Source organism: Pseudomonas sp. 21 (assembly GCF_000955805.1).
Taxonomy (GTDB): Bacteria; Pseudomonadota; Gammaproteobacteria; order Pseudomonadales; family Pseudomonadaceae; genus Pseudomonas.
Window position 1 is genome coordinate 459,831 of record NZ_JYOA01000005.1, and the last position, 17,746, is coordinate 477,576.

At 65.4% G+C, this 17,746-nt stretch carries 9 protein-coding genes; 1 reads left to right on the top strand and 8 read right to left on the bottom strand.

Features of this window, described 5'->3' with window-relative positions:
* Positions 1–99: 99 nt before the first annotated feature.
* From UB43_RS14940 to UB43_RS14965, 6 genes are all read right to left on the bottom strand, one after another.
* Positions 100–1,065 carry a sulfonate ABC transporter substrate-binding protein gene (locus UB43_RS14940; protein WP_045212289.1) on the bottom strand — a complete coding sequence of 322 codons (966 nt, stop codon included), beginning with the start codon at positions 1,063–1,065 and terminating at the stop codon, positions 100–102.
* 148 nt (positions 1,066–1,213) lie between these two features.
* The gene (gene ssuE / locus UB43_RS14945; RefSeq protein WP_045212292.1) at positions 1,214–1,807 is read right to left on the bottom strand and encodes an NADPH-dependent FMN reductase; all 594 of its coding nucleotides are present in this window, start codon (positions 1,805–1,807) and stop codon (positions 1,214–1,216) included.
* Between the two features lie 240 nt (positions 1,808–2,047).
* The gene (locus UB43_RS14950) at positions 2,048–2,800 is read right to left on the bottom strand and encodes an ABC transporter ATP-binding protein (RefSeq protein ID WP_017517646.1); all 753 of its coding nucleotides are present in this window, start codon (positions 2,798–2,800) and stop codon (positions 2,048–2,050) included.
* Positions 2,797–3,621, bottom strand: a complete 825-nt coding sequence (locus UB43_RS14955) for an ABC transporter permease (RefSeq protein ID WP_045212295.1) — start codon at positions 3,619–3,621, stop codon at positions 2,797–2,799. Before UB43_RS14955 ends, UB43_RS14950 begins: the two co-directional genes overlap by 4 nt.
* Positions 3,622–3,624: 3 nt before the next feature.
* Entirely contained in the window at positions 3,625–4,638 is a 1,014-nt protein-coding gene (locus tag UB43_RS14960) for an aliphatic sulfonate ABC transporter substrate-binding protein (RefSeq protein ID WP_156160416.1), read from the bottom strand.
* Between the two features lie 275 nt (positions 4,639–4,913).
* Positions 4,914–5,552, bottom strand: coding sequence for a peroxiredoxin (locus tag UB43_RS14965; RefSeq protein ID WP_045212297.1), 639 nt, complete (start codon positions 5,550–5,552; stop codon positions 4,914–4,916).
* Between the two features lie 291 nt (positions 5,553–5,843).
* On the opposite strand from UB43_RS14965, the gene UB43_RS14970 reads away from it, so the two are divergent.
* Positions 5,844–6,053, top strand: a complete 210-nt coding sequence (locus tag UB43_RS14970) for a DUF6316 family protein (RefSeq protein WP_045212300.1) — start codon at positions 5,844–5,846, stop codon at positions 6,051–6,053.
* A gap of 338 nt (positions 6,054–6,391) precedes the next feature.
* Here UB43_RS14970 and UB43_RS14975 read toward each other — a convergent pair whose 3' ends face one another.
* Positions 6,392–7,576, bottom strand: coding sequence for a thiolase family protein (locus UB43_RS14975; RefSeq protein ID WP_045212302.1), 1,185 nt, complete (start codon positions 7,574–7,576; stop codon positions 6,392–6,394).
* 178 nt (positions 7,577–7,754) lie between these two features.
* Entirely contained in the window at positions 7,755–17,348 is a 9,594-nt protein-coding gene (locus UB43_RS14980; protein ID WP_082085846.1) for a retention module-containing protein, read from the bottom strand.
* Between the last annotated feature and the right edge of the window lie 398 nt (positions 17,349–17,746).

The window sequence follows — 17,746 nt, forward strand, 5'->3', positions numbered from 1 at the left end:
TTGCTGCTGTTCTTCGTAGGAGCGAGCTTGCTCGCGAACAGACTCCCGGCAGCTCTGGAGCTGGGCGGGTTCGCGAGCAAGCTCGCTCCTACAAGCGGATCATTGGGCGGTAGCGACCTTGGCCGGAGCCGTCCACACCACGTCCTTGATGCTCAGCGCCTTCGGGATCAGCTTCAGCTGGATGAAGGTGTCGGCGATCTTCTGCTGCGCGGCGGTGACTTCCGGGGTGATCGGCTGGGCACCGTAGCCCTGGCGTTTCACCGCGGTGAAGGTGATGTCCGCCGGCAGGCCGAGCAGCGGCGCAACCTGGTCGGTCACCTGCTGCGGGTTCTGCTGCGACCACTCGCCCACCGAGCGCACTTCGTCGATCAGGGTGGTGATCACCTGCGGGTGGTTGTTCGCATAGGGGCGGGTCGCCAGGTAGAACTGGTGGTTATCCACAAGACCGGTGCCATCCACCAGGGTACGGGCGGAGAGCTGCTTCTCGGCGGCGGCCTGGTACGGGTCCCAGATCACCCAGGCATCCACGCTGCCGCGCTCGAAGGCGGCGCGGGCGTCGGCCGGCGGCAGGTAGACGGGCTGGATGTCGGTGTATTTCAGGCCGGCTTTTTCCAGGGCACGCACCAGCAGGTAGTGCACGTTGGAGCCTTTGTTCAGGGCGACCTTCTTGCCCTTGAGCTCGGCGACGGATTTGATTGGCGAGTCCTTGGGCAGCAGGATCGCTTCGCTGGTCGGCGCCGGCGGCTCGTGGGCCACGTAGACCAGATCGGCGCCAGCGGCCTGGGCGAACACCGGCGGGGTTTCACCGGTGACGCCGAAGTCGATGCTGCCGACGTTCAGGCCTTCCAGCAGCTGCGGGCCGCCGGGGAATTCGGTCCATTGCACCTTGACGCCCTGCTCGGCCAGGCGTTTCTCCAGCGTGCCACGGGCCTTGAGCAGCACCAGGGTGCCGTACTTCTGATAACCGATACGCAGGGTGCCGGGTTGTTCGTCCGCCTGGACGTTGTAGGACAGGGCTGCGATCAGCAGGGCCGCCAGTCCACTACGCAAAGTAAGAGTCCGCATGGGAGTGATCCTTCGTCGAGTGTGATTGCCGGACCTGCGGTCCCGTTGGCGGGACGGTGAGGGCCTGGTTTTTGTTCAAACGCAGTGGTTTTCGCAGTTGCCGCCTGCCGGGTCGGGGCTTGGCGTTCGCCTGCGTTGGGTCTGCCTGTCAGATGCTCCAGCGGGCGTTGATCAGCCGTTCGTTGAGCAGGTTCGGGTCGATGGGTTTCGGACGGCGCGCCAGGGCGCCGTGGAACTGTTCCAGGGATTCCAGCAGTCGGTGTTCGAGGGTCGATTCCAGGCGCGCCGGGGTATTGCCCTCGGGGTAGTGCACCTGGCTCTCCTCGGCGAACACGCCGTGGAGGGTTTCCTGGGCTTTCAACGCGGCGAGGACCGGCTTGAGCGCGTAGTCCACCGCCAGCATGTGGGCGTTGCTGCCACCGGTTGCCAGGGGCAGCACGACCTTGTGGGCCAGCGCCCGCTCCGGCAGCAGGTCGAGAATGACTTTCAGGGCACCGGCGATGGACGCCTTGTACACCGGGGTGGAAATCACCAGGCCGTCGGCGCGCAGGACCTGCTCGATCAGCTCGACCACCCGCGGGCTGTCGAAGCGAGCGTGCAGCAGGTCTTCGGCCGGGAAGTCACGCACGCTGTAGGAGCGCACCTCGGCGCCGTGGGCATGCAGCCAGTTCCGCGCGATGTCCAGGAGGACACCGGAACGGGAACGCTGGCTCGGGCTGCCGGCAAGGGTGACTACATACATCTGCACGCTTCCTTATAACGATCAGGTCGGTACAAATGCCGGCCTGCTAACCAATGTGCATAGACCTTAACAGGCAACCTTATATTCCAATAAATGTTATTTATTCATTTAGTTATGCATTTTTGTTTTAAATGCAGGAGCGAGCTTGCTCGCGAATGCCCTCCGGCCAGCTCCGGCGTCAAGCGGTTCGCGAGCAAGCTCGCTCCTACGAAGGGCCGATCTTTCGGGGGAAGACCACAGTCAGATGACGTGGGACTGGTGCAGCTCGGTCAGCGCTTCGCCACGCAGGAAGGCCAGCTCCACGGCGCGACGGTCGCGCGGGCGCGGCAGCGGCACGGGGAATTCGCGGCGCAGGCGGCTGGGCGTGCCACCCAGCAGGAGGACGCGGTCGCTGAGGTAGAAGGCTTCATCGAGGTCGTGGGTGACCAGCAGGATGCTGATGTCGTACTCCAGCGCCAGTTGCTGGATCAGGTCCTGCAGGCGGATGCGGGTGAAGGCGTCCACCGCGCTGAAGGGTTCGTCCAGCAGCAATACCTGCGGCCGGCCATAGAGGCCACGGGCGATGGCCGCACGCTGGGCCATGCCTCCGGAGAGTTGCTTGGGCAGCAGGTCGCCCTTGCCTTCCAGCCCCACATCGCGCAGCAGATGCTCGATGCGGTGGTCGTCGGCCAGCCAGCCGTCGGCGAAGCCGATGTTCTGCGCCACGGTCAGCCAGGGCAGCAGGCGCGGCTCCTGGAACACCACGCCGACGCCACCACCGCCCCGGCCGGTGTCGCCGTCCGGGCCGAAGCCCAACAGCGGGTTGCGCTCCAGCGAGCCGGCGAACTCGTCGTCCAGTCCGGCGGCAATGCGCAGCAGGGTACTTTTTCCACAGCCGCTGGGGCCGAGCAGGCTGACCACCTCGCCCGGCGCCAGGCTCAGGCTGACGTCGTCGAGCACGCGTACGCCGGAGAAGCTCTTGCGGATATCACGCAGTTCCAGCAAGGCGCTCATCGGTTGTCTCCTTGACCCAGGAAGGTATCGCGCCAGGCCAGCGCGCGCTGCTCCAGCGCCTTGAGCAGGCTGTCGCTGAGCTTGCCGAGCACCGCCAGCACGAGGATGGCGGCGATGACGATGTCCGGCCGCGAGGTTTCCCGGCCGTCGCTGAGCAGGTAGCCCAGGCCACGGGTGGCGGCGATCAGTTCGGCAGCGACGAGGAACATCCAGCTCAGGCTCAGCGCACCACGCAGGCCGGTGAACAGGCTCGGCAGCGCCGCCGGCAGGAGGATGCGCCGTACCAGGGCAAAGGGCGACAGGTGATAGAGCCGGCCCAGTTCCACCCACTTGCGGTCGACGTTGCGCACGCCGGCCACCAGCGAGAGGTAGACGGGGAAGAAGGCGCCCAGGGCAATCAGCACGATCTTCGGGGTTTCGTCGATGCCCAGCCAGAGCAGCAGCAAGGGCACCCAGGCGAGGCTGGGGATCGCCCGCAGCGCCTGGAAAGTTGGCTCCAGATAGGCCTCGGCGCGCTGGCTCAGGCCAACCCAGGTGCCGATCAGCACGGCAGCCGCCGCGCCAATGAAGAAGCCCGCCGCGACTCGCGCCAGGCTGGCCGCGACATGCTTCCAGAGTTCGCCCTGGGCCAGTTGCCAGAGCGTCAGCGCAACGCTGCTGGGCGCCGGCATCTGGTGCTCGGCCAGCCAGCCGACGCGCACCGACAGCTCCAGCGCCGCGCACAGCAGCAGCGGCACCAGCCAGGCGCGCCAGCTCAGCCGCGGCCAGCGCAGTTTCAGTGGGCGGCGCTGGCGGGCCAGGCGCAGGCTCTGGGTTGGCATGGATTACTGCTCCGCCTTGGCGACGGCGGGCTTGCCGATCACTTCACCGGCCAGTTGCGGGGCGATCAATTGATCTACCACAGCGGTCACGTCAGTGCCCGGACGCACCAGTTGCTCATCGACCAGGATCGGCGCGGCAGCCTTCAGCGCGGCAACCTGCTCGGCGCCCGGCAACGGTTTGCTGAAGTCGGTGCGCGAGAGTTGCAGCCTGGCCACTTCCAGCGGCAGCTTGGCTTCCTCGGCGAGCAGTTTCGCGGTCTCTTCCGGATGCGCCACGGCCCACTGGCGCGCCTCTTCGTAGGCGGCAATGACCTGCTTGATCAGCTCCGGCTGCTCCTGCTCGAATTTCTCGGTGACGCTGAGCACGCCGTAGCTGTTGAAGTCTACGTTGCGGTACAGCAGGCGCGAACCGGCCTGCAGCTCGCTGGCGGCCATGTGCGGATCGAGGCCGGCCCAGGCGTCCACCCTGCCCTGCTCCAGCGCGGCGCGGCCGTCCGGGTGCTGCAGGTGGACGATCTCCACGTCGTTCTTGTCCAGCCCGGCCTGCTGCAGGCTGCGCAACAGGAACAGGTAGGGGTCGGTGCCCTTGGTGGCGGCGATCTTCTTGCCCTTGAGGTCGGCTACCGATTTCAGCGGCGAATCCTTGGGCACCACCAGTGCGGTCCACTCCGGGCGACTGGCAATGTAGACGGTCTTCAACGGGCTGCCGTTGGCGCGGCTGAGCACGGCGGCAAGACCTGCGGTGGAGGCGAAGTCCGTGCTGCCGGCGTTGAGGTATTCCAGCGAACGGTTGCTGCCCTGGCTGAACACCCAGCGCACCTCGGTGCCTTGCGGCTTGAGGGATTTCTCCAGCCAGCCGAAGTGCTTGAGCACCAGGCTGGTTGGCGCGTAGTAGGCGTAGTCCAGGCGCACCTCTTTCGGGGCGTCGGCAGCTTGGGCGGGACTGTTGTAGGCGCCGATCGGCAGGCTCGCGAGAAGAGCGACGGCCAGGCTGCGGCGCCAGGTGGAATGACCCATGGTCGTTCTCCTTGGCGTGGGCTGACGTCTTCTTCCCGTTTGGCGGGTAAGTCAGAGCTTGAATAAAAAAGCGCGGCGTGGTCCGCGCATGAAGGATAAAAAATGGGCCGGTCAACCGGCCCGATGTCCCGCTCGAGGTTGAAACTTCTGCCTCCGAAGCGTGCGAGCTAGAGCCAGGCAAGGCGCCAGCGGCAGTGAGAGCGGAGTGTGCTACAGCACATGAGCATCTCGCTGTCGCTGGCAACGCAGCCTGGCCGACGCGCAGCCGCTTCGGATCACTTGTTCGGCTGCGGCGTCAGGCGCAGGTAGGGCTTGATCGCACGATAGCCCTTGGGGAAGCGCTGCTTGATCTCTTCCTCGTCCTTGAGCGAGGGCACGATCACCACGTCGTCGCCGTCCTGCCAGTTGCCGGGCGTGGCGACCTTGTGGTTGTCGGTGAGCTGCAGCGAGTCGATGACGCGCAGGATCTCGTTGAAGTTGCGCCCGGTGCTCGCCGGGTAGGTGATGGTCAGGCGCACCTTCTTGTTCGGGTCGATGACGAACAGCGAACGCACGGTGAGGGTGTCGTTGGCGTTCGGGTGGATCAGGTCGTACAGCTCGGACACCTTGCGGTCGGCGTCGGCGATGATCGGGAAGTTGACCACGGTGTTCTGGGTCTCGTTGATGTCCTCGATCCACTTCACGTGGGAGTCCACCGGGTCGACGGACAGGGCGATCACCTTCACGCCCTTGGCGGCGAACTGATCCTTGAGCTTGGCGGTCAGGCCCAACTCGGTGGTGCACACCGGGGTGAAGTCGGCCGGGTGGGAGAACAGGACGCCCCAGCTGTTGCCCAGCCATTCATGGAAACGGATGCGGCCTTCACTGGATTCCTGTTCGAAGTCGGGGGCGATGTCGCCGAGTCGCAAGCTCATGGGTCTCTCCTTGTTCGTGTTGGTAACCACTATGCACAAGGTCATTACGAATTAAAAAGAATATATTTTGATTTTCTTATAACCAAAACAATCACTTTTCTCGACCCTGCGCGGCGGCGACCGCCGCCGGACACTGAGCATAGTCAAGGGAGCGTGAAGCCCCAGCAGACGAGTGTTTCATCGCTGAAACGATTGACCGCCGTTCGTCGCCATTCCTCCGTAGCCCAGGCACGGCGGGGCTTTGCGACATACACTCGATTCAATTAATCCTTTCGTTCGGGAGGTCAGCTTATGTTGGGACAACGCGTCGGCGACGGCCAGGCGGCCACCCATTACCGAAGCGACCGCATCAGTGCGGTCAACGGCCAGTACTTCTTCTCCACCCGCGAAGGGACCCTCGAAGGCCCCTACTTCACCCGCTTCGATGCAGAGCGCGAGGTCATGCTGTACATCACCCGCATGCAGCAGGCATCCGACCTGTTCGCCCGCGCCGGACGCTGAACTTCTTCTGCTTCTACCCACACGAACCTCGGCCTGCCAGCCGGGGTTTTGTTTTTCTGTTGCTCAAGAGAATGCCCGTCACACCTTGGCACGAGCGGGCCGTGCCCGCGCTCGCGCCCATGGGGCGCTTCTGCAGGTTGCCGGCGGCTTTCCGGTAACGGAGGAGCTAGCCTGCTCGCGAACCCGCCCCAGCGGCAGACCTCGAGCACGATTCCCCCCTGCACCCCCAAAGAAAAACCCCCGGCGTCACCGCCGGGGGTTTCTCATCGGCACCGGGCCGCTTGCGTGGAGCGGTCGGTGCCGTCCAGGCAAGGGCCCGCGCCCTCGCCCGCCGTGCTTCAGCGAACGGCCTCGAACAGGCCGGTGGCGCCCATGCCGCCGCCCACGCACATGGTGACGATGCCGTAGCGCAGGTTGCGGCGCTGCAGTTCGCGCACCAGGTGGCCGACCTGGCGCGAGCCGGTCATGCCGAAGGGGTGGCCGATGGAGATGGAGCCGCCGTTGACGTTGTACTTCTCGTTGTCGATGCCCAGGTGATCGCGGGCGTACAGGCACTGCGAGGCGAAGGCTTCGTTGAGTTCCCAGAGGTCGATGTCGGCAATCTGCAGGCCCTTGGCCTTGAGCAGCTTGGGCACCGAGAACACCGGGCCGATGCCCATCTCGTCCGGCTCGCAGCCGGCGACGGTGAAGCCGCGGAAGAAGGCCTTGGGCTTGAGGCCCAGTTCCAGGGCCTTGTCCAGGCTCATGATCAGGGTCATCGAGGCGCCATCGGAGAGTTGCGAGGCGTTGCCGGCGGTGACCGAGCCGTCTTCGGCAAACACCGGCTTGAGGGAGTTCAGGCCTTCGAGGGTGGTTTCCGGGCGGTTGCAGTCGTCACGGTCGACCACGCCGTCGAGCACTTTCTTCTCGCCGGTGGCCTTGTCTTCCACCAGGTACTTCACGCTCATCGGCACGATTTCATCGTCGAACAGGCCTTCGGCCTGGGCGCGGGCGGTGCGCTGCTGGCTCTGCAGGGAGTACAGGTCCTGTTGCTCGCGGGTGACGTTGTAGCGGCGGGCGACGATCTCGGCGGTCTGGCCCATGGGGTAGTAGATGCCGGGGAACTCGTCCTTCAGGCGCGGGTTCACGAAATTGTCGAGGTTCTGCTTGCCCATGGTCAGGGTGATGGACTCGACGCCGCCGGCCACCAGGATGTCGCTGCAACCCGAAGCCACCTGGTTGGCGGCAATGGCGATGGCCTGCAGGCCCGAGGAGCAGTAGCGGTTCAGGGTCATGCCGGCGACGTGGGTGCCCAGGCGCGACAGTACCGCGGCGTTACGGCCGATGTTGTGGCCCTGGGCGCCTTCGTTGGAGCCGGCACCGACCACGCAGTCGTCCACCAGCAGCGGATCGAGGTGGTTGCGCGCCAGCAGCGCGTCGATGCAATGGGCGACCATGTCGTCCGGACGGGTCATGTTGAATTTGCCACGGAAGGACTTGGCCAGGCCGGTACGGACGCTGTCGACGATCACCACTTCGCGCATGGGAAACCTCGTTGCTTGTTGTTGGACTGAGGGAAGGTGTGGTCCGAGCATAAGCGCCGCTGAGGACACACCGCGACGATCATTCACCAGCCGTATAGCCGTGCCCCCACCCTCGTTGGGCGGAGCGAGAACGAAACCGCCGCCCGGAGGCGGCGGTTTCGACTGGCTTTACACAGGGTCAGACAGTGTCGGTCTTGATCGCGTGATCCCCCAGCAGACCGTTGAGCACGGTCTGGGTATCCCCCGCCGAGAGCACGCCGTTACCGGCATGGCCCGCGTACTTGGCGGCGAGGTCGACGTTGGCCAGGTCGACGGTCTGGGTGACGGCGCCACCGCTGGTGGGGCTGGCGCCGATGGTGGTGGTGCCGGCGTTGACCGAGAAGGTCAGGTAGTGCGCCAGCGACGAGGCCGTGGCGGCTTCCCCTTGCAGCAGGTCGGCGAAGTTCAGCACGTCATGCTCGGCGATGTTGAAGTCCTTGATCACATCATGGCCGGTATCGCCGGACTTCCAGATGAACTCATCCGCGCCGGTGCCGCCGTACATGATGTCGTCGCCGGGCCCGCCGATCAGCTTGTCGTTGCCGCCCTGGCCGAACATCAGGTCATTGCCGGCGCCGCCTTCGAGGATGTCGTCGCCACCGCGCGTGTCACCGGCGACGTTGAGCTGATCCGCGTGCTGGATGATGTAGTTGCTGATCGTGGCCGCCGTCGGCGCGGTGCCGTTGGTGGCGGTCAGGTAATCCACCAGTCCCTGGAAGCCCTGGCCGTTGTGCGTGCCGGCTGCATGCCCGGCCCAGGCCAGCTGGTCGGTGTTGATGACATCGCCGAACAGGATGTCGTTGCCCGCGCCGCCGACCAGGTGGTCGTTGCCCACGGTCACCGGTGTGCTGGTGCTGAAGCCTTCCTGCAGCGCCGCCTGCAACTGCTCGGCGGTATTGATGATCTGCGGCTGGCCGACGGTATTGGAGAGGTTCGTGCCGTCGACATTGGTCACCACGGTGCCGGTGGTGTTGGTGTTGTCGAAGTAGCGCAGGTAGTCGCTGTTGATGCCGTTGCCGATACCGATGGCATTGACTGCCACCGAGTTGTCGCCGACGAGGGTGCCGGCATGGTGCAGCATGTCGTTACCCGAAGTGAGCGCGACGTTCATGTCGTTGTAGCTGGTGCTGTTGCCGCTGCTGGAGTTGCCGTTGTAGACGGTCGGGTTGCCGTCCGTGAGGAAGAACGCCAGGTTGACGTAGCCGTGGGCCGCATCGGCGTGGTTGGTGCCGACCTGGGTGTTGAACCATGCCGAAGCCTTCTGCATGGCGTCGTCATAGTTGGTCGCCCCGTTGGCGCTGAGTGCGTTGATCGCGGAGATCAGCAAGGCCACGTTGGCGGTGGTCAGGCCGTTGTAGCTGACGCGAGTGGCGCTGTCGCCGAACGACACCAGGCTGACGTTGATGACCCCATCGTGGCCCTTGATGGCGTTGACCAGGTTCACCAGCGCATTCTTCGCCAGGTCCATGCGCGACAGACTGCCGGTGCCGGAGGCGTCCTTCATGCTGCCGGAGGTATCGACGATCAGCGAGATGTTGTAGTTCTTGCCCGGCTGGGTATAGACCGACACGCCCCCCGGATCACCAACCAGCACGTCGTTGCCGCCGCCGCCACTGATGGTCCCGGACTTGTCCACATCCTGCGGGTTGGGCAGGGTGTGCTGGGTGCTCGAACCGTCGATGTCGCTGCTGTTGCTGCCCACCACCAGGATCGACTGCGGGGAGCTCAGGTCCAGGCACAGGTTCAGCCCGGTGCTGTCGCCGTCGCCGTCGGTGAGGCCGACGTGGAAGTTGAGGTCCAGGTTCTCCGGCAGGACCGACTGCCCGGCAGAGACGGTAACCAGTCGGTAGTCCCCGCTGTTGCTGCTCAGCACCACGGAGTTGAAGCCGCCTTCGGAAAGCTGGAAGGCCGAGCCGCTGGTGAAGTGGCCGTCGGTCAGCAGGTTGAACGACACCGAGCTGTTCTCGCCATAGCCTGCCGGCGGCGAGAAGGTGCCGGTCGCCAGCACCACCCCGCCATCACCGAGCACCTTCCAGCTCAGCACATCGCTGGTGGAGAGTTTCTGCACGTCGAAGCTGACGTCGTAGATCTTCTCGCTGAAGGCGATGTTGAGGTTCTCGCCGGGGGTGATGAGGTTGTTGCCGCCCACGCCCATGCCATTGCTGGAGGGGTTCACATCGCCGTTGGGGCTTGTGAAGACCACCGTCAGGCCGTCAGACGTCAAGGAGGCCGACGGACGCGGACCGCCGGCGGCGAGCTGGGCAAGATCGTATTCCACCGTCGAGATCGGCCGCGAGTTGAGCACCTCGAAGCTGTAGGTGCCGTCGGCGTTGACCTTGAGAACGAAGAAGGCCTCGTTGGAACCGTCGTAGGCGGTCAGCTGCGAGCCGCCACCGGCCAGTTGGGTAACCACATAGGTCAGGCCATCGGGCGCGGTGTTGCCGCTGAGGTCGAAGGCACCACGGCCATCGCCGCCGAAGCTCACGTCGAGCATGCCGTTGAGCACGAAGCCGGGGACCTCGGACACGTCCTGGCACGGCGGTTCGCTGTGGACCACCGGCAGGTCGTCCTGCACGTTGATCACCAGCGAGCCGCTGCCCAGGCTGACCGGATCGCCGTCGCCGTCGGTGGCCTTGATCACGCCACCGAGGTTGAGCGCCAGCTGCTCCGCATCACTACCATTGTGCAGCGGATGATCCAGCGGGCCGACGAGCTTGAACTCGTAGTTGCCGGCCGTATCCACCGACAGGGTGAAGATGGTCTTGGCGCCGGCCATGGCGGTCAGCAGGTTGCCGACCACGCTGTAGGCCAGTGCCACGCCGCCGGAGGTCAGGTGCTGCGAGGTCAGCGAGGAGTAATCGCCGGTCAGCGAGAAGGCACCGGGGCCGTCCGCACCGAAGTTCACCAGGCTGGTGAGCGAGCCCTTGGCGGTCGTGGTGTCGCTGGCGCCATCGGGGTTGCCACCGGGCAGTGCATCCTCCATCACCTGGCCGGTCACGTTGCCACCGGCGATCAGCGCGGGGCCGTCGTCCTTGAAGACCAGCTTGCCGCCCAGGTCGACGCTGGCGGATTGCTGGTCGCCATCGCCGTCGGTGATGGTCGCCACCAGGGATATCTTGCTGCCCAGCAGGCTCACCGAGTCGTTGGGGTTGGTAGCGTCAGCGTGCTTGAACGCCAGTTTCTGATCGAGCGTCAGGTCACCGGTGGTGCTGTCGAGGGTCAGGCTGAAGGCGACCGCGCCGCCGGTGTTGCCCACGCGCCCCTCGACCACCGTGTCGCTGACCTTGACCAGCACGATGCTCTGCCCGCTGGTGGTCTGCAGGCCACTCGCAGTGCCGTCAGTCGCCGACAGGCTGTAGCTGACGGTGCCGCCGTCGGCACCACCGTTGGAGGTGAAGGCGCCGCTGAAGTTGGCGGTGGCGTCAGTGGCCAGCACGGTTTCATCCACCGTGAGGACCGGCGCCTGGCCGGCGTTGGCGGTGATGCTCGGGCCGTCGTCCTTGAAGGTCAGCCGGCCGCCCAGGTCGAGGCTGGCGGAGAGCGAGTCGCCGTCGGCATCGGTGATGGTGGCGACCAGGTTGATCTTGTTGCTCAGCAGACTGACCGAGTCATCGGGGTTGCTGGCGTTCGGGTGCTGCAGCGCCATTTGCTGGTCGAGGCTGACCACGCCACCGGCAATGGAGACCTTGAAGGCGACAGCGCCCTGGTCTCCGCCGACGCGGCCGACAACATTGCCGTCTTCGTTGAACAGCTGGATGGTCTGGCCATCGGTGGTCTTCAGGCCACTGTCCATGCCGTTGGAAACGGCGCTGAGCTGGTAGGTCAGGGTGCCGGCGCCGTCGGCGCCGAAGCTGCTGGTGAACTGCCCGGAGAAGTCCGCGCTGGCATTGCTGGCCAGGTTGGTTTCATCCACCGTCAGTACCGGCGCGCCCTGGCTGTTGGCGCTGATGCTCGGGCCGTCGTCCTTGAAGGTGAGGCGGTCGCCGAGGTCGAGTTGGGCGCGGCTGGAATCACCATCGCCGTCGGTGATGGTGGCGACCAGGTTGATCTTGCCGCCGGCAATGCTCACCGAGTCATTGGGGTTGCTGGCGTCCGAATGCTTGAGCGCCATCTGCTGGTCAAGGGTCACCACACCGTCGGCCACCGTCACCTTGAAGGCGATGGCGCCAGCCGGGCCGCCTACGCGACCGACCACGCTGGTGCCTTCGTTGAACAGCAGGATGGTCTGGCCCTGGCTGGTCTGCAGGCCGCTGTCGCTGCCGTTGGCAACGGCTTCGACCTTGTAGGTCAGCGAGCCCTGGCCGTCCGCCCCGTAGTTGCCGTTGAACTGACCGGAGAAGTCCGCGCTGGCATTGCTGGCCAGGTTGGTCTCGTCCACCACCAGGCTGGGAGCACCCTGGGCGTTCGCGGTGATGGTCGGGGCATCGTCGTAGAACACCATCTTGGTGCCGAGGTCGACGTGGGCCGAAGCCTGGTCGCCGTCGCCATCGGTGATGGTGGCGGTGAGGGTGATCTTGCCGTCGGGCAGGCGCAGCGCCTCATCCGGGTTGGTCGTATCCGGGTGCTTGAGCGCCAGGCGCTGGTCGAGCATGAGCGCGCCCTGGTCCTCGCTGACCACGAAGGCGATAGCGCCGGTGCCGGCGACCTTGCCGACCACGGTGCCGTCCACGTTGTACAGCAGGATGGCCTCACCCTTGGTGGTTTGCACTCCACTGTCAGTACCGTCGACCGCGGTCACCTTGTAGGTGATGGTTCCTGCGCCGTCAGCGCCGAAGCTCGGAGTGAACAGCTGGGACACCAGGCTGACTTCGACGCGGGCGTTGTTCGACAGGTCGGACTCGTCCACCTCCAGGCTGATGTCGGCGTCCAGGCACGGAACGATGCTCGGGCCATCGTCGAGGAAGGTCAGCTTGCTGCCCAGGTCGATGTGGGCGCTGGCGCTGTCGCCATCCTTGTCGGTGATGGTCGCGGTGAGGGTGACCTGGCCGCTGAGGCTCAGGGAGTCATCGGGGTTGCTGGCGTCCGGGTGGGCCAGGGCACGCAGCTGCTCCAGGGTGACCTTGCCATCGCCGTCGACGTAGACGCGGAAGGCGACGGTGTCGGTGCCCTGCAGGCGACCTTCGATGCCGTTGTCAGTGTTGTAGAGGTAGACCTTCTCACCGGTCTGGGTATCTTTCAGCCCGCTGTCGGTGTTGTCGGCTCCGGCCAGCTTGTAGGTGATCGTGCCGGCGCCGTCCGCACCGAAGTGGGTGGTGAACAGGTCGGCCACCGAAGCGCTGCTGGTGTCCGGCACGCCCAGGTGAGTCTCGTCCACGGTCAGCTTGATATCCGCGTCGTCGCACGGAGTGATGCTCGGGCCGTCGTCGAGGAAGTTCAGCTTGCCGCTCAGGTCGATGTGAGCCTGGGCGCTGTCGCCGTCCTTGTCGGTGATGGTGGCCGTAAGGGTCACGCTGTCCGGGGCGAGGCTGACGCCTTCATTGGCCTGGGTGGTATCCGGATGCACGACGGCGCGCACCTGATCGAGGGTGATCTTGCCGTCCTGCCCGAGGGTCACGCGGAAGGCGACGCTGCCGTCTTCACCTCCTACGCGGCCTTCGACACCGGTGGCGGTGTTGAACAGGAAGATCTTGCTGCCGGTGGCAGTGTCCTTCAGGCCGCTGTCGGTGTTGTCATTGGTCTCGACCTTGTAGGTGATCCCACCCGCACCATCGTTGCCGAAATGGGCGGTGAACAGGTCGGAGACCGTGACCGAACTGGTGGCATCCACGTTCAGGTGGGTCTCATCCACCGTCAGTTTGATGTCCACATCCTCGCACGGCGCGATGCTCGGGCCGTCGTCGAGGAAGGTCAGCTTGCTGCCCAGGTCGATGTGCGCCGAGGAGCTGTCGCCGTCCTTGTCGGTGATGGTGGCGGTCAGGGTCAGGGTGTTCTGGTCGAGGCTGACACCTTCGTTGTTGTCGCCCGGATTCGGATGCACGACAGCGCGCACCTGGTCGAGGGTGATCTTGCCGTCCTGGCCCAGGGTCACGCGGAACGCCACTTCGCCGTTCTCGCCACCGACCCGGCCTTCCACACCGCTGGCGGTGTTGAACAGGAAGATGTGGTCACCGGTGGCCGTGTCTTTCAGGCCGCTGTCGGTCTTGTCTTCGGTCTCGATCCGGTAGGTGATCTGCCCCGGGCCATCGGCGCCGAAGTGCGCAGTGAACAGGTCGGAGACACTGGCAGTGCTGGTGGCATCCAGATTCAGGTTGGTTTCATCCACCGTCAGCTGGATGTCGTGCCCCGAGCTGGGCGCGATGCTCGGACCATCGTCGAGGAAGCTCAGCTTGCCGCCCAGGTCGATCGAGGTGGTCGCGCTGTCGCCGTCCTTGTCGGTGATGGTCGCGCTGAGGGCGATCTTGCCGGCCAGGCTCAGCGAGTCATTGGGATCACTGGTATCGGAATGCACCAGCGCGCGCAGTTGCTCCAGGGTGACCTTGCCGTCCGGGCCGAGGGTCACGCGGAAGGCGGTTTCGCCGCTGGTTTCCAGGCGCCCTTCCACCCCATTGGCGGTGTTGAAGAGGATCACCCGCTGGCCGCTGGCGGTATCGGTCAGGCCGCTGTCGGTGTTGTTGGCCGCTTCGAGCTTGTAGGTGATCGAGCCCTCGCCGTCGGCGCCGAACTGGCCGCTGAACAGGTCGGCCACGGAGCCGGTGCTGGTCGCCGGTTGGCCAAGGGTGGTTTCGTCCACGCTCAGGTGCAGGTCGCTGCCTTCGATGGGCGCGATGCACGGGCCGTCATCGAGGAAGGTGAGCTTGCTGCCCAGGTCGAGACCGGCGCTCTGATGGTCGCCATCGGCGTCGGTCACGGTGGCGGTCAGGGTGATCTTGCCTTCACCCAGGCTCAGCGGATCGTTGGAGTCGGTATTGTCCGGGTGTACCAGCGCGCGGACCTGATCCAGGGTGATCTTGCCGTCCTGGCCGAGGGTCACGCGGAACGCCACTTCGCCGTCCACGCCACCCACGCGGCCTTCCACGCCGGTGGCGGTGTTGAACAGGAAGATCTGGCTGCCGGTGGCCGTGTCCTTCAGGCCGCTGTCGGTGTTGTCCTGGGTCTCCACCTTATAGGTGATCGAGCCGGCGCCGTCGGCGCCGAACTGGGCGTTGAACAGATCGGCCACCGAGCCGCTGCTGGTGGCGTTCTGGCTGAGGTCGGACTCGTCCACCGTCAGGTGCAGGCCTTCGCTGCTGCCCACGGAAATGCTCGGGCCGTCGTCGAGGAAGGTCAGTTTGCTGCCCAGGTCGAGGCCGGCGCTCTGATGGTCGCCATCGGCGTCGGTCACGGTGGCGGTCAGGGTGATCTTGCCTTCACCCAAGCTCAGCGGATCGTTGGCGTCGGTGTTGTCCGGGTGCACCAGCGCACGGACCTGATCCAGGGTGATCTTGCCGTCCTGGCCGAGGGTCACGCGGAACGCCACTTCGCCGTCCACGCCACCCACGCGGCCTTCCACGCCGGTGGCGGTGTTGAACAGGAAGATCTGGCTGCCGGTGGCCGTGTCCTTCAGGCCGCTGTCGGTGTTGTCCTGGGTCTCGACCTTGTAGGTGATCGAGCCGGCGCCGTCGGCGCCGTACTGGGCGTTGAACAGATCGCCTGCAGCCACGGAGCTGGTGGCGTTCTGAGCGAGGTTCGACTCATCCACCGTCAGGTGCAGCCCTTCGGTGCTGCCCACGGAAATGCTCGGGCCGTCGTCGAGGAAGGTCAGTTTGCTGCCCAGGTCGAGCCCGGCGCTCTGATGGTCGCCATCGGCGTCGGTCACGGTGGCGGTCAGGGTGATCTTGCCTGCACCGATGCTGAGCGGATCGTTGGCGTCGGTATTGTCCGGGTGTACCAGCGCACGGACCTGATCCAGGGTGATCTTGCCGTCCTGGCCGAGGGTCACGCGGAACGCCACTTCACCGCTCGCGCCGCCCACGCGGCCTTCCACGCCGGTGGCGGTGTTGAACAGGAAGATCTGGCTGCCGGTGGCCGTGTCCTTCAAGCCGCTGTCGGTGTTGTCCTGGGTCTCGACCTTGTAGGTGATCGAGCCGGCGCCGTCGGCGCCGAACTGCGCATTGAACAGGTCGCCTGCCGCCACGCTGCTGGTGGCGTCGGCCCCCAGGGCGGACTCGTCCACCGTCAGGTGCAGGCCTTCGGTGTTGCCCACGGCAATGCTCGGGCCATCGTCGGTGAAGCTGACCCGGCCGCCGAGGTCCAGCGAGCTGCTGGAGGAAACGCTGTCGCCATCACGGTCGGTCACCGTCAGGTTGCCCTGCAGTTGCACCAGGCCGGAATCGAGCACGGCGTTCTGGCTGGCGTAGTTGCCATCGCTGCCCGGCAGCGCATGGTCCACGGCGCTGAACTGGGTCAGGGTAACCACACCGGTATTGCCGTTCACCGACAGGCTGAAGATGGTGTTCTCGCCGGTGATGCCAGCGGCGCTGGCGGAGGTGGAAGCGACAATGGCGCCACCCACGCTGTACAGGTAGAGAGTCGCGCCGCCGCTGGTCAGGCCCGAATCGATGCCGTTGCCGCCCACCAGGTTCAGGCTGTAGCTCAGCTGGGTAGTACCGGCACCGTCGCCGCCGTAGTTGGCGGTCACCTGGAAGGCCGAGCTGTAGTCGGCGGTGGAGGTGTCGAAGGCAGCGCCGGCGGTGTTGGCGTCATGGGTCTGCAGCAGCACGTCCACACCGTTGTTGGCGGACAGGCTGGCCTGCGGCGCATCGTCCACCACACCCACGGTCAGGGTGCCGCCGGCCGGGGTGCCGTTGCCGTCGGTGATGGTGTAGGGAATCTCGATGTTCAGGGTGTCTTCGGCACCCTTGACCGGATGATCCAGCGGCTGCAGCAGGTTCAGCTCGAAGGCGCCGGTGCTGATGTCGGTGACGGTAACCGTGAACACCGGGACGCCATTGGCGCTACCGGTGAGGGTCAGGCCGTCGGGGCTGACGCTGTAGGTGAGCGGCACACCGCCGGAAGTGAGGTTCGGCAGGCCCGCGGTCCCCCAGGAGAAGCTGCCGACGCCATCGGCGCCGAAGCTGTAGCCCAGGCTGCCGGTGAAGGTCGAACCCTCGCCCGCGCCATTGGGCAGGCCACCAGGCAGGCCGGCTTCGAACACGCTGGCGGAGCCGGGGCCGGCGGTGGGCACTCCGTCCACGGGGGCCGGCGGAACGGCCTCGGCGGGCGGTTGCGGAATACCATCGAATTCGCGCAGGGGAAGCGGACCCGACCCGATGGGCCCGGTGGGGAAGCCAATGGTGGGATCGATATGCCCGCCGACCTCGGTGAGCAGTACAAAGGAGTGCCCGCCACCGGGTTTGCCGTTGGCGGCACCTGCGGCGCTCGGTCCGGCGGCGGTGGCCTCGGCAGCCTGGGTCGGGTCCATGCCTGCGGCGATGGCGGCCTGCAAGGCCTTGACGTCGGTGACGTCCTGCTTGGTCGGCGTCGCCGGCTGCTGCTGGGCAACCGACTGGTCACCCTGCTCCGCCTGGTGCGCAGCCGACAGCATCTGTGACGTCAGCGGCAGGGAGCTGTCACGTCCCAGCGTGATCTCGCCGCCTCCCGCGACCTTCAGCGCGACCGCGCCATTGGCGCCGGTGACCAGCTGCTCACCGACAAAAACCTTGTCTCCCTGTTCCAAAGGACGACGCGATCCATCGGCGGCTACCGCAAACACTTCGCCGATTACCTTGCTGACGACACCCATCAAAGTAGCCATGAGTCCTTCCTCCGCTGCACATCCCGCGGCCGGTTCCACCGGCGCGCGATTGACCGAAACAGGCCACGGCACGCTTGTATCCGGATGCTGCGAAGTAAGTTGCGAAGGGTGCGAAAAGGACTGCTAGCGTTTTTGCATCAAAAAGCCAGCGACAATTTTCTGTCATGCTGGCCACGCGTTTTCTTGTCCTTCTGCGGTGGTCCCCGCCCTAACTGCTACAAACCGTACCTGGCTTCTTCTGCAAGCGCCTTATCCGGCCCATACCCAGGAAACACGAGGGCTTGCACGTTCAAACAATGTGCGGTTTTTCACATGACTCATAAGATTTTTTCCGAATAACCCATGTGAAAAATTCTTCTGAGGTTCTCGAAAAGTTGTTCTTAGCTCTGATGTTACAG

Bases quoted from the DNA above. Each gene is read 5' to 3' on its own strand.
- UB43_RS14965 (WP_045212297.1), bottom strand. From the start codon at position 5,552: ATGAGCTTGCGACTCGGCGACATCGCCCCCGACTTCGAACAGGAATCC.
- UB43_RS14970 (WP_045212300.1), top strand. From the start codon at position 5,844: ATGTTGGGACAACGCGTCGGCGACGGCCAGGCGGCCACCCATTACCGA.
- ssuE (WP_045212292.1), bottom strand. From the start codon at position 1,807: ATGTATGTAGTCACCCTTGCCGGCAGCCCGAGCCAGCGTTCCCGTTCC.
- UB43_RS14960 (WP_156160416.1), bottom strand. From the start codon at position 4,638: ATGGGTCATTCCACCTGGCGCCGCAGCCTGGCCGTCGCTCTTCTCGCG.
- UB43_RS14975 (WP_045212302.1), bottom strand. From the start codon at position 7,576: ATGCGCGAAGTGGTGATCGTCGACAGCGTCCGTACCGGCCTGGCCAAG.
- UB43_RS14980 (WP_082085846.1), bottom strand. From the start codon at position 17,348: ATGGCTACTTTGATGGGTGTCGTCAGCAAGGTAATCGGCGAAGTGTTT.
- UB43_RS14950 (WP_017517646.1), bottom strand. From the start codon at position 2,800: ATGAGCGCCTTGCTGGAACTGCGTGATATCCGCAAGAGCTTCTCCGGC.
- UB43_RS14940 (WP_045212289.1), bottom strand. From the start codon at position 1,065: ATGCGGACTCTTACTTTGCGTAGTGGACTGGCGGCCCTGCTGATCGCA.
- UB43_RS14955 (WP_045212295.1), bottom strand. From the start codon at position 3,621: ATGCCAACCCAGAGCCTGCGCCTGGCCCGCCAGCGCCGCCCACTGAAA.